Here is a 15,721-nt window from a genome sequence, read left to right on the forward strand (position 1 = left end):
ATGTGTTTAGAAGGTGAGATTCAGTCCCATAGTATAGGCGGCCATCTGTGGATACCACCCGCCATCACTTCGAGGAGCTTCAGGATCATACCCTTCATAAAAATTGGTTACCGTAAACAGGTTGCGTCCACTTAGGTAAACCCTTAAATTCCGGACATTCAGTTTTTCCAAAATATGGGGAGGGAATACATAGCCCAATTGCACGCTTTGAAGACGTAAATAAGCAGCGTTGCTCATCCAGAAACTGGAATTTTGTTGGTTATTGGTCTGGTTCCAGGCCAGTCGAGGATACCTTGCGTTGGGATTGTCAGGAGTCCAGCGGTCTTTATGCTGTTCCTGAACTGTTCCCCCCAAGAAAAATGGCATAATTCCTTGTCCATACAAGTAACCGTCAGCCTGTCCCACTCCCTGGAAAAATACGGACAGATCAAGTCCTTTATATTCACCATTTAGTTTTATTCCATAGGTGTATCGTGGAATATCGCTCCCAATTACAGCAAGATCCCTGTCGTTGATCATGCCATCTCCATTCAAGTCTTTATACCTGATGTCTCCGGGAGCTACATTCCCAAACTGAGTGGCGTGATTATCCACTTCCTCCTGAGACTGAAAGAACCCATCTGCGACATATCCGAAAAATGACCTAATCGGATGTCCTTCTCGATTGACTATATTTCCTGTATTCTCAATGCCCTTCATATCAATGATTTCATTTATCACATCCGAAAAATTCACCATCACACCGTAATTAAAATCTCCAATCCGGTTACGGTAGTTCAGCATAAATTCATATCCTGTATTGTGCACTACTCCTGCATTTTGCAAAGGTTCTTTTAACCCAATAGTCAAGGGGATATTGAGCGGTAGGAGGATGTCTTTTGTCTTTCTCTTATAGTAATCAAAAGTGACATCCAGCTTACCCCAAAGATTGAATTCCAATCCAATGTCGGTGGTTTCTGTAGTTTCCCATTTGATATCCTTATTAGCCATGTTGTTCAGTGCAGCACCGGGGGCATTCACTCCGCCGAAGGCATAATCCTGCTCATTTCCTCCCAGTGAAATAAATGCTGCATATGGATAAAGCCCTATGTTCTGATTGCCCAGTCGTCCCCAGGAGGCTCTAAGTTTTAGCTGATCAATCACACCGCTGGTCCCCTGCATAAATGCTTCTTCTGAAATCCTCCATCCTGCGGAGAAAGAAGGGAAAAGACTGGCTCTATTGCCATCAGCGAAGCGGGAAGAAGCATCTCTCCGCAGATTCGCTTCCAGCAAATAGCGCTCATCAAAGTTGTAGGTGGCTCTTGCGAAAACAGATTGTAAAGCCCAATGATTTGCAGAACCTCCAGTTTGCTCATTGAGTCGGTTTCCTGCGTCTATTTCTTGATAGTCGGGAAGTGGAAAGACTTCGCGATATGCGGAGATCCACTGATTAGTCTGATCTTCCTGTTGATAGCCTCCGGCAAATCCAATGGTGTGGACTTCATTGATGGTTTTGTCTATGGAAACCATGGCCCGTAAGTTATTGTACCATTCTCTGGTATATTTTTCGGTCAAGGAATTGCGCTGGGGTACAAAAAAGGTGGGTGTTTCGCCGTCACGTGCATAGCTCTGGGTAATATTGGAAAAGCTCTTGACATGAGGATTCCACAATTTGGGAGCATACATCACCTCAGCCGAAAGCCAATCTGTTAATTTGTAGTTGAGCCTGAAGTTCAGGATAGCATCCAGACTCTCATTCGTTCTAATACCTCCGTCCTTAGCTCTTGCCAGTGGATGATCACCATTCCATCCTTCGCCATAGCGTCCGTTGGATAGCACACCCACTTCGTTTGCAGGTATCCTTCTCATCCAGTGAAACACATATCCGGTACCGCTTGAAGGTTCTATTTGATCCGCCTTTCTCAAGAAAATATCCATAGACAACTTCAGCTTGTCTGTCACATTGATATCTGAGTTGAACCTTAGATTGTAGCGTTTGAAGCTGGTATTGGGAATAATTCCATCTTGATCCAGGTAACTGAAAGATCCAAGAACTCTAGCCTTTTCGTTTCCCGCATTAACGCTTACATTGTGGCTTTGCATAAACGCCGAATTACTCATCGTCAATTTCTGCCAATCTGTATCAGGATATTGATCTGAGGGCATCCCTTCAATGTAATTTGCAATAAACTGATCTGAATATTGAGGGTCATTCCCAATGTTGGTAAAAGCTTCATTGGCCAGCATCATATGGTCCAATGCGCCTACAATCTCCGGCAAGCGTGTAGGTACCTGCAGCCCAGCATACATATTGTAGTTTACACTTATGCCTTCTTTGCCTCTTTTAGTAGTAATCAATACCACTCCGTTTGCGGCTCTTGATCCGTATATCGCCGCTGAGGCTGCATCTTTCAAAATTGAAATACTTTCTATTTCATTTGGATCCACATTATTCATATTGGTTTCCACTCCATCCACCATGATAAGTGGATTTGAATCCCCTATTGTTCCGACTCCTCTAATCCTGATTTCTCCTCCATCACTACCCGGCTGCCCACTACGTTGGGTGACGGTAACACCCGGAGCTACTCCCTGTAGTACCATGGATGATTGACCTACCGGTTGATTGACGATTTCCTCAGAAGAAATAGCACTGACCGCACCGGTAAGGTTTACTTTTTTTTGTGTGCCGTAGCCCACTACCACCACCTCTTCTAGAGCCGAAAGGCTTTCTATCATGGTTACACTGAGCTCTGTTTGATTTCCAACTAGTATAGTTTGCTGCTCGAAGCCTATAAATGAAAATACTAGCGTACCTCCCTCAGGCACATCGATTGAGAAGTGGCCATCAACATCCGATACCGTACCCTGGGTGGTTCCCTGTACGATAACAGTGACCCCGGGAAGAGGAGATCCGGATTCATCCAATATGATTCCTTTGATCTCCACACCTGCCGGCTGCTCAGAGATAGTCACATAAGGCAGTCGAGGGTCTTCCCTGACATCTATCCCATTGTTCACCTGCCGAAATCGCAAGTTTGATTGATGGGAAACCTGCCTCAAAAAGTTTTCTACTGATCCTGAACGCTCCTGTAGGGTTATGACGGTTGCAGGATTGATCTGATCAGTATCGTATAAAAAATTAAAAGGTGTCTGTTTCTCAATTGATTTAAAAAACTGGTTGAGCGTGATTGACTCCCTGTCAATCCGTACTTGAACCTTATCTATTGACTTGTATTGGCCATTAACATTTGTTGCCATCACAAAGTTGAAGACCATCATTTGAACTATAAAGCCGTACAAGAAGTACTTGGACAACATATAGATTGTCTTTTGTAAGTTTAAATGCATAATTTTGATTGGTTTATTGAAAATTTCATTAGACCGGGTCTGCGGGTTTCTCTATTCCCCAATAGTTTAACCACCCAAAGACCACCCTTAAGCCAACTGATCTAATCGGTTGGCTTACCTGTTAGGAGTCATCTATTAATGCTGATTTCATACGTTATGGATTAAATACGATGTTTACTTTTTTGTTCTCGATCTTATAGTGGAAGTTTTCAATATTGGACATACTGTTCAATACATTCTCAAGCGTCTGATTCTCAAATGTCCCATTGAACCGCCAGTCATTTCGGGTTGAACCCGTAATACTGATTTCCACGCCGTACCATTCTTCAAGACTTTCCTTTACTTCCTTGAGGGTTGATCTTTTGAAAATCAATCTTCCAAATCTCCAACCCAACACATGGTTTTCATTGAACTGATGTACGTCTGCTTTATTGTCGGATTTAGTATAACTCAACTCTTCTCCCGGAGATAAAAAATAATCCGGACTGTCCACGCCATAGGTGATGGATACCTTTCCGGTCACTAAGGAGATTTTTAATTTATTATTGTTTTTTGTGTTGATATTGAAGGAAGTACCCAGCGCAGTGGTGGTTAATCCGTCAGAAATAACTTTAAATGGTTGTTTCGCATTTTTGGATACTTCGAAAAACCCCTCTCCCTTCAGTTTTACAAGTCTTACTGTAGAGTCAAATGTCTCAGGATATTCCAGACTACTGCCTGCGTTCAGAGATACTACCGTTTGATCCGGAAGTCTGAAATTCAGCTTTTCCCCCGCATTGGTGGTTTTGGACACCCAGGTAGTTCTATGCAATACCTTTTCTTTTTGACCGGTATTGGTGAGATTTAAAAGTAATATTGAAAGTAAAAACACACCTGCTAGAATAGCTGCCACTTTTGAGAGTTGCCAAGTTTTCTTCCGCCAAACTCTTTGAACCGGTTCAGTAGCTGCTTGCTGCACATCTGGCAGGTTGTCCTTCGCCCGTAGTATTCTGCTAAGTACTTCCTTTTTGGTGTCAGGTGAGGCTTTTCTCGAAGGGAACTCTAAACCTAGAATTATTTCTCTGGCAAGTTTTATGTCTTCAATCCGGTCTGGATTGGCATCCATCCAGCTTTTCCAAAAAATAGCCAATTCATTATCAGGGTATTTTACCCATCTAATAAATTCCAGATCTTCCAAAAGGTCGTTTACTTGACTCATTTACTCTAGTGTTAAAAAGCGATTCCACTAGGTAAAGCAGATAAGTCTCAAAACAACGCCAAAAAAAATCAATTATTTTTTAGAATATTCCATACAAGAAAATGAGTAGTGGTACAGTCTCCAAATATATTGCTTGTTTAATGCAGAAATTCAGTTAAAAATAAAGGTAGAAAGCCTAAGGATTCTCTCAGGCATTTCAACGCTTTATACACAAGATCTCTGGCGGATTTAGAATCAGATAGTTCCATCAGCTCAGACACCTGACGGTAGGACATTCCCTCAAAATAGACGTAATAAATAGCTTCTCTTTTTCTGGGAGATAAAGCGGTAATTGCCGCATTGATTTTTTGGCTCATCTCCAGATCAATCTGCTTATCGATCAAGGTTTGCTCATGGGAAAAGGTGATCGAAAAACTGTCTTGGGAGACAAGTTCCTGTTTGAGGTCAGTCCAGGTTTTTAACTCTTTATATATTCTCCTTTTGAGGCACTTAAACAGGTAGAATTTGATTGAATCCGTGTCGCCAATTGCCCTGCTGCTGTTTTTCAGATCCAGAAACACATCATGAATGGCATCCTTGACCAATTCTTCCCCGCCATTTATCCGCATTCCATAGCTGTAAAGACTGTCAAAATATTTCTCATAAATAAAAATAAAAGCAGAATTACTTCCTGACTTAAATGCTTTCCAAGTTTCAAGATCGCTGGAAAATGAAGGGGGCACATTAGGATTAATCTCTAGTTCCGGGTCTTCGGAAGTAGAGTTTTGTAAATCGGCTTTCATCACAAGAGGGTTTATTGCTCTTTAAAGAAAACGATAATTTCCTTTAATTAAAATTCGGATGATCAGACAATTGGCTTCACGAGCAATCAAATTCTCTTTCACTGACCTGCACCCTTCAACTAAAAATCATGAATCATGGACTTTCCACCCCAAAGGAGACAGACACAAGCGAACATGAGTCAAGGCCAAAGCTTTCCGGATTTTTAAGTGCCGAAGAGATAACTGATTATAGCTTAGCATATGCTGTTTTGTCACATAACTCCGAAGGAGGGCCGTCATTTCTACTGAAATAGTTAAAGCGATTTCCCGACCTAATTCGGATGAGGTTTTATTTAACGGATTTAACGACTAAATTTGTAACCTTTGACTCGTCAAAAAACAACCTAAAAACTCAATATGGCTTGGTTTAAAAGAACTGACAAAGGCATCAAAACATCTACCGCTGAGAAGAAAGATGCACCTGATGGCCTTTGGTTTAAGACCCCTAATGGAAATATCATCCATACCAGAGAACTCAAGAATAACGCTTATGTATGTCCTGATGATGATTTTCATGTGAAAATCGGTTCGAAGGAATATTTTGAAATTCTTTTTGACAACAACAAATTCAAGGAACTGGATGCGAACATGACATCGGGAGATCCACTGAAATTCACGGACACCAAACCTTACGTTTCCCGTATAGAAGCCACTATCAAGAAAACAGAGTTGAATGACGCTGTAAGATCGGCTGTGGGGAAAATGAACGGCTTGGATATCGTCATAGCATGTATGGACTTTAATTTTATCGGGGGCTCGATGGGCTCGGTAGTGGGTGAAAAAATCGCCAGAGCGATCGACCACTCGCTGAAAAATAAAATTCCGTTCCTGATGATTTCCAAATCCGGCGGTGCCCGTATGATGGAAGCGGGGTTTTCATTGATGCAGATGGCAAAGACTTCTGCCAAGCTTGCACTTCTGGATCAGGCTGGGATTCCTTACATTTCCATGCTCACAGATCCTACTACCGGCGGCGTGACTGCTTCTTATGCGATGCTGGGAGATTTTAATATCGCTGAGCCGGAAGCGCTGATAGGTTTTGCAGGCCCTAGAGTAATTCGCGAGACAATTGGCAAGGATTTGCCCAAAGGTTTCCAAAGTTCTGAGTTTGTTTTGGAGCATGGATTCCTTGATTTCATCGTGGATCGTCGCCAGCTGAAAGGCCGATTGACCACCCTGCTTAACCTTTTAAATAATTAATAGGGAAACTAGTAGAAGGATTTAATTATTCGGGCCAAATTTGACTGGAGATTTGGTCTCTTTTAGTGATTAATAAATATATTTGTGCTCCCGTATTGGGCCAATCCATAAGAAAAATTAAACCAAAATTTCATGGGTTCAGTAATTATTACTTCCATTGTAGCTTTTACAGTAATCATACTGCTACTGGTATTTATTCTCCTTTTTGCCCAGTCTAAGCTGGTCAATTCGGGCGATGTCAACATTATCATCAATGGTGACGAGAGCTCCCCGATTGTAACTGCAGCGGGAACTACCCTGCTTTCTACATTGGGAGGCCAAAAAATCTTCCTTCCATCCGCTTGCGGGGGTGGTGGTACTTGCGCAATGTGTAAATGCGTGGTCGAAGAAGGCGGTGGAGAAGTTCTCCCTACCGAAGTAGGCCACTTGAGCAGGGCAGAGCAGCAAAGTAACGTCCGTCTGGCGTGTCAGGTGAAAGTGAAAAATGACATGAAGATCCGGGTGCCTGAAGAAATCTTCGGCATTAAGAAATGGGAGTGCGAGGTTATTTCTAACTATAACGTCTCTACTTTCATCAAAGAATTTAAAGTGAAGCTTCCTGAGGGAGAAACACTTGATTTCGAAGCGGGTGGATACATTCAGATAGATGTTCCAATCGTGACGGTAAACTTCAAAGGAATGGATATCACTCCACATCCTGATTTGGGCCACCCCGCAGATGTATATCAAAGTGACTGGGACAAGTTTGGTCTTTGGGACTTGACGATGAAAAACGACGAGGAGTTGTTCAGAGCGTACTCCATGGCTAACCACCCTGCAGAAGGTAACATCGTCATGCTTACCATCCGTATAGCCACCCCGCCGTGGGATAGAGCCAATAACAAATGGATGGATGTGAATCCAGGAGTTTGTTCTTCTTATGTATTCTCCAGAGTTCCGGGCGATAAGGTGACTATTTCAGGTCCTTACGGTGAATTCCACATTAACCCTACCCAGCGTGAGATGGTTTACATCGGTGGTGGGGCAGGTATGGCTCCGTTGAGAGCGCAGATTTTCCATCTTTTCCATACAGAGAAAACCAGTAGAAAAGTATCTTACTGGTACGGAGGTAGATCTAAAAAGGAGCTTTTCTATGTTCCTCAGTTCAGAGATATTGAGAAAGATTTCCCTAACTTCCAATTTAATATCGGCTTGTCAGAGCCACTGCCGGAAGACAATTGGAAGATAAAAAAATCCCCCGATGATAAGGATGCCGATGGATATGTTGGATTCATTCACCAAGTACTCTATGACAATTATCTGAAGGATCACCCTGAGCCGGATGAGGTAGAATACTACCTGTGTGGCCCTCCTTTGATGAACTCGGCAGTGCTTAAGCTGCTGGATGATCTGGGAATTCCTCAGGAAAATATCCGATTTGATGACTTCGGAGGTTGATACAAAACAAAAAATCCCGCTCAGGCGGGATTTTTTATTTAAGACCCTTTTTTGATTATTTTTACCACAGACTATTACCCCTTATGAATATCCAATCCTACTTTGATCCTGTAGCCGAATACCTTTGGCAGAAAAAATATCCAAACAATTCATTTTTCAAGCAAATCCACTTTTTCGGAGAAGAATTCCCTGATCTCAAAGGAGTACAAATAGCTCTCGTGGGGATCAAAGAAAACAGGGGACTAGGAAAGGTAGAGAGTGCAGACAGGGGAAGCAGTGAGATCCGGGAGAAGCTTTACGATCTTAAAAAAGGATTTGGCGCATATAGAGTGGCAGACCTTGGTGATTTGATTTCCGGAGAGAAATTAAGCGATACTTACCAGCAAATGCAGGAAGTGGGGGATTACCTGATGAAGCGCCAGATTCTGCCGATATATTTCGGAGGATCGCATGACTTGGACTATGGACAATACTTGTCTTATCAGAAAATGAAAAAACTGGTGAGTCTATTGACCGTAGATGCCAAATTGGATATGGAAGAAGAAGGGCCACTGGCCGATCAGCATACGCAGGAAATTATTCTTCACCAGCCCAATTTTCTGTTTTCCTCAGCGCATTTGGCTTATCAGAGTTTTCTGGTGGATCCATCCCTGATTAATGTGGTCGAAAAGCTCTATTTTGAACATGTGCGTTTGGGAGAATTAAGAAGTGAATTCAAGGAAGTGGAGCCACTGATCAGAAATGCGGATTTACTGAGCTTTGATCTATGTGCAATTCAGTCTGCTGATGCGCCGGGTGCTGTGAACGCTGAGCCGTTTGGATTGACAGCAGAAGAGGCTTGTCAGATTTGTTGGTTTGCCGGTACCAATGAAAAACTGAGTTCTATAGGTATTTATGGCTATGAACCCTACTATGATGATGCGGCGAACAAGACGGCGAAAGTAGTTTCGGTAATGATCTGGTATTTCTTGGAGGGCTTTTATTCCCGCAAGGACAGTCTTTCGTTCAAGAGCAGTGATTACATCAAGTACACTGTTTCATTGGATACTAAACCAAGTACGCTTGTTTTCTATAAAAGCAAAAGAAGTGGCAAATGGTGGATGGAAATCCCGCAGAACGTGACAGAGAAGTTTGATAGGGTGAGTACGGTTCCTTGCAGCTACGCTGACTATCAAATGGCCCAGAAAGGCGAGATTCCGGAGCGCTGGATCAATGCTCAAATCAAGATGCTCTGATGAAGATATACACAAAGCAGCAGTTGGCATTGCGCAATGGCCAGGACAAACCTGAGATCTGGGTCGCTTTCCAAGGAATAATCTATGATGTAAGCGGTTCCAGACTTTGGAAGAAGGGGATGCATTACGAGCACTGGGCAGGGCAGGACCTTACAGATGAGTTGCCTGACGCTCCTCACACAGATAAAGTATTTGGTAAATTTCAAGCCATTGGACAATTAGCATAGATGATTTTAATCGCAGATAGTGGATCCAGCAAGACGGACTGGAGAGTGATACATGCAGACCGAAGAATTAGCCAACACCGGGGTATGGGGTTTAATCCTTATTATCAAACGGCTGAGGAAATGGCAATTCAAATGCAGGATGATGTCCTTATTAATTTGGCTGCTGAAATTGAAGAAATTTTTTTCTATGGAGCCGGTTGCTCCTCTCCTGATAGAAAGAATGAGGTTTCTTCAGCACTTAAGACTGTTTTTCCACATGCTAATATCACTGTGGACCATGACCTCAATGCCGCCGCAAGGTCAACATGCGGTCACCAAGCAGGAATTGCTTGTATACTGGGGACAGGATCAAATAGCTGTGATTATGACGGCGTACAGATAGTAGACACTCGTCCTTCTCCCGGCTATATTTTTGGAGACGAAGGTGGGGGAGGCTATGTAGGGAGGAAGTTGTTGAAAGATTTTATCAATGATGAGATTCCTGCCCAGATCAAGCAAGACTTAATTGATAGCTTCAACCTCACCAATATCGCAATCCAAGAGCATGTCTATCAGAAGCCATTCCCAAATCGATACATGGCTAGTTTTTGTAGATTTATTACCGAGCATAAATCCAATCCATACTGCTACATGCTTTACTATAGTTCCTTTCAGGACTTCTTTAGGCAGCATGTGATGAAGTATGATGATTATATTAGTAAGCCTGTAAATTTCGTAGGGTCTATTGCATATTACAATAGCGATATTCTTCGTAAGGCTGCCTCAGATGTGCAGATTAATGTTAATTTGATAATTGAAAGCCCTATTGCAGGATTGACTCTTTATCACAAAGAGGAATTGGAGAATAGAGCATGACAAAGGCTACATACACTAGAATGATTATTCGCCATGCGAGATTCTCCCAATCCACCTCGGCGGACGGGACAGGTTATAACCTATGAAAATCAAAATATAAACACATGAAAGTAACAGAGAGCACCTCACTTTACGATAATTTGGAGCAAATGGAAGTGTTGGATTTGTTGCAAAACATCAACAGAGAAGATAAGAAAGTGCCCCTTGCTGTAGAGAAAGTGATTCCCGAAATATGTGCTTTGGTGGAAGAGATCGTTCCTCGGATGGAAAAGGGAGGCAGATTGATCTATATAGGGGCAGGCACAAGCGGCAGACTTGGTGTACTGGATGCTTCTGAATGTCCGCCAACCTATGGCGTCCCTTTTGATATGGTGCTGGGACTTATAGCCGGGGGAGATAGGGCGATCAGAAAGGCGGTGGAAAACGCGGAGGATGATCCGGATCAGGCATGGGATGACATTATGGAGCACGGTTTCAATGCCAATGACTCTGTCATAGGAATAGCGGCTTCGGGCACTACTCCCTATGTGATCGGTGGAGTGAAATCAGCACGTGAAAAAGGCCTTCTGACAGGAAGCATCACCTGTAATCCTGACTCTCCGCTTTCCAGGGAAGTTGACCATCCGATTGAAGCAGTGGTGGGACCGGAATTCATTACCGGAAGCACGCGAATGAAAGCAGGGACAGCGCAGAAGCTTATTCTCAATATGATTTCCACGACTGTGATGATCAAGCTCGGAAAGGTAAAAGGAAATAAAATGGTGGATATGCAACTTTCTAATGCCAAATTGGTGCAGCGCGGAACCAAAATGATTATGGAAGCTACTGGACTTGATGAGGAAACGGCTAATCAACTTTTGCTGAGCGAGGGATCTGTACGGAAGGCGACAGAGTATTTCTATAAAAATCTGAACTAGAGTTTACCTAAATCTGCCGGGTTTCTATCAGCGGAACCTGATATACTATTCGGTTTGCAAGATTTTTTTAAAAAAACCTGGCAGGTTTCTCAGTAACTTTTACAGTGGCCCATGTTCGTGTCTCCTAATTGAAAAAACATTATTTTTCTATTGGATGATTAGAAATCCCCAGATAGACTGTATCTTTGCAGCCCAATTAAGGGATTGATATCCAATTGCTTAATTATACACAATCAATCCAGCAGTGATGCTGCAATTCTATGAAAGATAACAATTCAAAAAAGCCGTTTTTCGGCAAAGGAAAAAAAGACTCCAGCTATTCTAAATCAGAAGGCTACAAAGGAAAGTCTGATGGATTCAAAAAATCCAAAGACTCCGGTTTTTCAAAGTCCGGTCCGGCAAAGAAATCATTTGGACAAAGAGAGGATGATTTTTCTGACTTCAGCAAAAAACCAAGACCCAAGAAAGAAGGATTTAAAAATCTTGGAGAAAAAAAATTCGGCTCAAAGGGGCCTTTTGGAAATAAAAAAGAACAAGGTTCGGACTTCTCCGACAAGAAGGACTTTGGTTCACCGAAAAAGCAATTTTTTGCCAAAAAGGATGAGGCAGAAGGACCAAAGCCTTATCAAAGAGATGCGAAATCCGCCAAGCCTGAATCTTCCGAAAAGACAGGCGGACTTATTTACAAAGGACGCGGCCGGGACCAAAAGCCGGTTTTTGCCGAAGGCAAGCCTACCTACAAGTCTGATAAGAAAGAGACAAGAGGATTTGGCAAAAAGCGCTTTGTAGATCAGGACGCCAATGTAGAAAGACCGGATTATAATTTTGATTCCCTTCCCCAGAAGAAGAAAAAGCTGGAGAATGAGGATAATCTGATTCGTTTGAATAAATACATCGCCAATTCCGGTATATGCAGTAGAAGAGAGGCGGATGCACTGATCAGCCAAGGGCTGGTCACGCTGAATGGAGAAATCTGCACTGAGCTAGGTCGCAAAGTAAAGAGAACTGACCGGGTAGTATATCAGGGAAGGAAAATCAATCCTGAAAAGCCTGTGTATGTATTGCTAAATAAACCAAAGGACTTTATCACCACCACTGATGATCCCATGGACCGTAAGACAGTGATGAACCTTGTTGGGAATGCCTGTGAGGAGCGGATTTTTCCTGTGGGGCGATTGGATAGAAATACAACCGGTTTGCTATTGTTCACCAACGATGGTGAATTGGCAGCTAAGCTTTCCCATCCTTCCAATGAGATCAAGAAGATCTATCAGGTGACCTTGGATAAGCCGCTTACCAAGAAGGACGAAGAGGCTATCATCGAGGGTTTGACATTGGAAGACGGCAAAGCGGATGTGGATGATATGCAGGTACTGTCACTGGATAGGACTATACTTGGCCTGGAGATTCACATAGGAAGAAACAGGATCGTTCGAAGAATCTTTGCCCATCTGGGCTATGACGTGACCGCACTTGACCGTGTGGTCTTTGCAGGATTGGATAAAAAAGATCTGAAACGGGGCCACTACCGCTTCCTATCAGAGCAGGAAGTGATCCGGTTGAAGTTCTTTATATAGTAGTAAAAGCTCCTGATTTGGGAGCTTTTTTCATTTAGTAACCGCTAAGTTACCATGTTGTCCTGCTTCTCCGGAAGCTGGATTCGCATCACTAAATCTGGCCTCTATTTGGATTCTCCAGACTGCTAACCTTCGAGGTTCCCCAAACCTCGAAGATTTTGAATTTTCAACGACTTCAGACACTGGAAAGGGTAATAAATCAATAACTATCTTTGGTGGAGTCAATAGAATCAAAAAAAATGCCCCCAAAGAAAAAATCCATCCCTGTACATTCCCTCCCTGATAAATATAAAGGAGGAATTGTCGTGGGGAGAATGTCTGCGAGCAATTTACCATTGGAAGAGGCAAGCCATTCTCACAGGCACGATTTTCATTTTTTTATTATACAGGAAAAAGGCACCACAGCTTTTGAAATTGATTTCAAAAAACACATCATTAAAGGATCAGCTGTACTATACATTCATCCAAATCAGGTACATCGATTTTTAAAAACCAAAGGAGCCGAGTACTTCGGCTTACTGATCAACAACGAAAGTCTAAATGCAGAATATCTGAACTTACTGGAAGAGATCGTACCTGCTGAACCATTAGCTATCCAAGGTGGCCGCTTGTCGATAATTATCGATACAGCAGTACTATGTATAAAAGCAGTAGAACGAAAACCGGACAGCATATACCATGCTTTACTGAAAGACACCTGTAATGCATTGGTAGCTTTGATCCTTTCCCATTATTTGGAAAATGTAAAGCCTGCGGAAAAATTTTCACGCTTTGAAACAGTTACAAAGGCATTTAAAACTTCGCTGGAGCATAACTTTACCTATCTGAAACGACCGTCCGAATACGCTAAACTCTTAAATATATCTTCGCCCTATTTGAATGAATGTGTTAAAAACGCAACAGGGAATACCGTTTCGCACCTTATACAGCACCGTGTTATATTGGAAGCAAAGCGCTTGCTTTATCATTCCAACAAATCGGTAAAAGAAATCGCAGCAGAACTAGGCTACGATGATTACCCCTATTTTTCACGTCTTTTTACGAAAGTGGTCGGAATGACGGCAATCACCTTTCGGAACAAAAACCTCGATTAGTCCAATAGCTACGTTGTTTAAGTATTTCCTCTACTAGGAATCCATAGTTCCTTTGCGATGAATTAATCAGTACAGGCAATGATTTCAAGCATACCAAAATGGGTGGGGAATTTATTCGAGGGAGCGCTTCGCCCCAACGTGAAGGTTGTAGAGACCTCTTATATAAGCCGGCGCATAAAGCTGGTACGTTTTCAGGGGGATATCGCAAAGATGGATTTCCAGATAGGATACGCAAATGTGATCCGTGTAAGTGAAACAGAGCTAAGAAACTACACGGCAGCGCATTACGACAAGAATATGGGTGTTTTGGACATTCTTTTCCATATTCATGGAAATGGTGTTGGCAGTGAATACATAGACACCTTAGCGGTAAATGACGAAGTGTATATCAGTCCACCCAGAGGGAAAAGGTTATTCAGTCCAGAGATTAGGCAGCAAGTGTTTTTCGGAGACGAAACTTCTATCGGGCTAGCCTGTTCCGCCCTCCCCATCCTAAAGAAAAGTAAGCATCAATATCATTTCTTCTTTGAGCTGGGGGATGAAAATAGAAACGTCCCACACCTTTTGGGGATAGATAACGTCACTGTTTTTTCAAAAAAGGAAACTTTCAGAAATGAACAATGGGTAAGTGACTTATCAATTTTCAAAACTCTTGATCGGAAGCAGGCAAGCTTTGTTTTGACCGGCAATGTAAAATCCGTCCAAACTTTCAGAAAAGTATTGAAAGAAAAGACCGTCGGAAAAATACGTGCTCAAGGCTATTGGCTTGAAGGTAAGAAAGGATTGTAAATTAAAAATCAAATAAAATGTCACATTCACATAACCACTCGGATAGGAAGGGCCTATCATTAGCCTTTTGGCTTAATGTTTTGTTTTCAATAGTCGAAGTTGTTGGGGGAATCTTGACCAACTCAACCGCTATTCTTGCGGATGCATTTCACGATTTTGCGGATGCTATAGCTATTGGCCTGGCAGTGCTGTTGGAAAAGCTTTCGGGGAAAAAACGCACGCCTAAATTCTCTTATGGGTACAAAAGATTCTCACTACTGTCGGCCATCGGTATGTCGCTGTTTTTATTGATAGGTGCTGTGTTTATGTGCACCAGTGCTTATCATTCTTTTATCAATCCTCAAATAGTAGATGGAAAGGGGATGTTATTTCTGGCGGTTTTGGGTATTGCCGTTAATGGCTTTGCCTTTTTGAGAATTAAAAATTCAAATGGACATTCCCATCATCACGGACACAGCCATTCACACGATGCTGATTTTAACAAAAAAGCAATAATGCTACACTTGTTGGAAGATGTTTTAGGCTGGGTAGCGGTCTTGATTGGAGCCGTCGTGATTTATTTTACAGGTTGGTATTGGATAGATGGTGTGCTGGCTATCGCAATCGGGATTTTCATAGGATACAATGCAACTAAAAACCTGATTTCCACAATGGGAATTTTGATGCAATCCGTTCCCGATAACGTGGATGTAGCCCGGCTTTCCGACGAATTGCTACAGATTCCCCGTATCGAAAATATCCATGACCTGCATATTTGGACATTGGAAGGTGACTACAATATCGGCTCGCTACATGCTGTTGTTAATGCGATAGACCAAAATGGAGAAGTAGCTGTTCTTCCGTCTATTTTGCAAGTAATGGCTAAATACAAAGTCCAGCATCCGACTGTACAGATCGAAACAACGATGAACGATTGTAGATTTGTAAGTTGCTAAACAAAAGGAAAACAACCGAAGGCGCTAACAATCCGGATGTTATCCTATGTTATCCATCCTCTGGAATTAGTATTCCCTGTGCGGGATAATAAGCAGCCAAGGAAGG

General features: G+C 42.5%; 13 protein-coding genes. 10 read left to right on the top strand and 3 right to left on the bottom strand.

What is annotated here, in order from left to right:
* Positions 1 to 6 precede the first annotated feature (6 nt).
* From ID165_RS23070 to ID165_RS23080, 3 genes are all read right to left on the bottom strand, one after another.
* Positions 7 to 3,330, bottom strand: coding sequence for a TonB-dependent receptor (locus tag ID165_RS23070; protein ID WP_192347774.1), 3,324 nt, complete (start codon positions 3,328 to 3,330; stop codon positions 7 to 9).
* 154 nt (positions 3,331 to 3,484) lie between these two features.
* Positions 3,485 to 4,528 (bottom strand): FecR family protein, encoded by a 1,044-nt coding sequence (locus tag ID165_RS23075; protein WP_192347775.1) that lies wholly within the window; start codon positions 4,526 to 4,528, stop codon positions 3,485 to 3,487.
* Between the two features lie 137 nt (positions 4,529 to 4,665).
* Entirely contained in the window at positions 4,666 to 5,310 is a 645-nt protein-coding gene (locus ID165_RS23080) for an RNA polymerase sigma factor (protein WP_192347776.1), read from the bottom strand.
* A gap of 396 nt (positions 5,311 to 5,706) precedes the next feature.
* Between ID165_RS23080 and accD the strand changes: the two genes are divergently transcribed.
* From accD to ID165_RS23130, 10 genes are all read left to right on the top strand, one after another.
* Entirely contained in the window at positions 5,707 to 6,549 is an 843-nt protein-coding gene (gene accD, locus ID165_RS23085; protein ID WP_192347777.1) for an acetyl-CoA carboxylase, carboxyltransferase subunit beta, read from the top strand.
* A 132-nt stretch (positions 6,550 to 6,681) separates the two neighbouring features.
* On the top strand, positions 6,682 to 7,986 hold the full coding sequence (gene nqrF / locus ID165_RS23090; protein WP_192347778.1) for an NADH:ubiquinone reductase (Na(+)-transporting) subunit F: 1,305 nt from the start codon (positions 6,682 to 6,684) through the stop codon (positions 7,984 to 7,986).
* A gap of 83 nt (positions 7,987 to 8,069) precedes the next feature.
* Positions 8,070 to 9,221: a formimidoylglutamase gene (locus ID165_RS23095; protein ID WP_192347779.1), complete on the top strand. Its 1,152-nt coding sequence runs from the start codon at positions 8,070 to 8,072 to the stop codon at positions 9,219 to 9,221.
* Positions 9,221 to 9,448, top strand: coding sequence for a cytochrome b5 domain-containing protein (locus ID165_RS23100; protein WP_192347780.1), 228 nt, complete (start codon positions 9,221 to 9,223; stop codon positions 9,446 to 9,448). The genes ID165_RS23095 and ID165_RS23100 overlap by 1 nt, the downstream gene beginning before the upstream one ends.
* Positions 9,449 to 10,303 carry an N-acetylglucosamine kinase gene (locus tag ID165_RS23105; RefSeq protein ID WP_192347781.1) on the top strand — a complete coding sequence of 285 codons (855 nt, stop codon included), beginning with the start codon at positions 9,449 to 9,451 and terminating at the stop codon, positions 10,301 to 10,303. It begins immediately after the preceding gene.
* A gap of 104 nt (positions 10,304 to 10,407) precedes the next feature.
* Entirely contained in the window at positions 10,408 to 11,220 is an 813-nt protein-coding gene (murQ, locus tag ID165_RS23110; RefSeq protein ID WP_192347782.1) for an N-acetylmuramic acid 6-phosphate etherase, read from the top strand.
* Between the two features lie 260 nt (positions 11,221 to 11,480).
* Positions 11,481 to 12,797 carry a pseudouridine synthase gene (locus ID165_RS23115; RefSeq protein ID WP_192347783.1) on the top strand — a complete coding sequence of 439 codons (1,317 nt, stop codon included), beginning with the start codon at positions 11,481 to 11,483 and terminating at the stop codon, positions 12,795 to 12,797.
* A 239-nt stretch (positions 12,798 to 13,036) separates the two neighbouring features.
* Positions 13,037 to 13,891, top strand: coding sequence for a helix-turn-helix transcriptional regulator (locus ID165_RS23120; RefSeq protein WP_192347784.1), 855 nt, complete (start codon positions 13,037 to 13,039; stop codon positions 13,889 to 13,891).
* 78 nt (positions 13,892 to 13,969) lie between these two features.
* Positions 13,970 to 14,680, top strand: a complete 711-nt coding sequence (locus tag ID165_RS23125; protein WP_192347785.1) for a siderophore-interacting protein — start codon at positions 13,970 to 13,972, stop codon at positions 14,678 to 14,680.
* A gap of 17 nt (positions 14,681 to 14,697) precedes the next feature.
* Entirely contained in the window at positions 14,698 to 15,615 is a 918-nt protein-coding gene (locus ID165_RS23130; protein WP_192347786.1) for a cation diffusion facilitator family transporter, read from the top strand.
* Positions 15,616 to 15,721 lie beyond the last annotated feature (106 nt).

The sequence above is a fragment of the Algoriphagus sp. Y33 genome (assembly GCF_014838715.1).
Classification (GTDB): Bacteria; Bacteroidota; Bacteroidia; order Cytophagales; family Cyclobacteriaceae; genus Algoriphagus.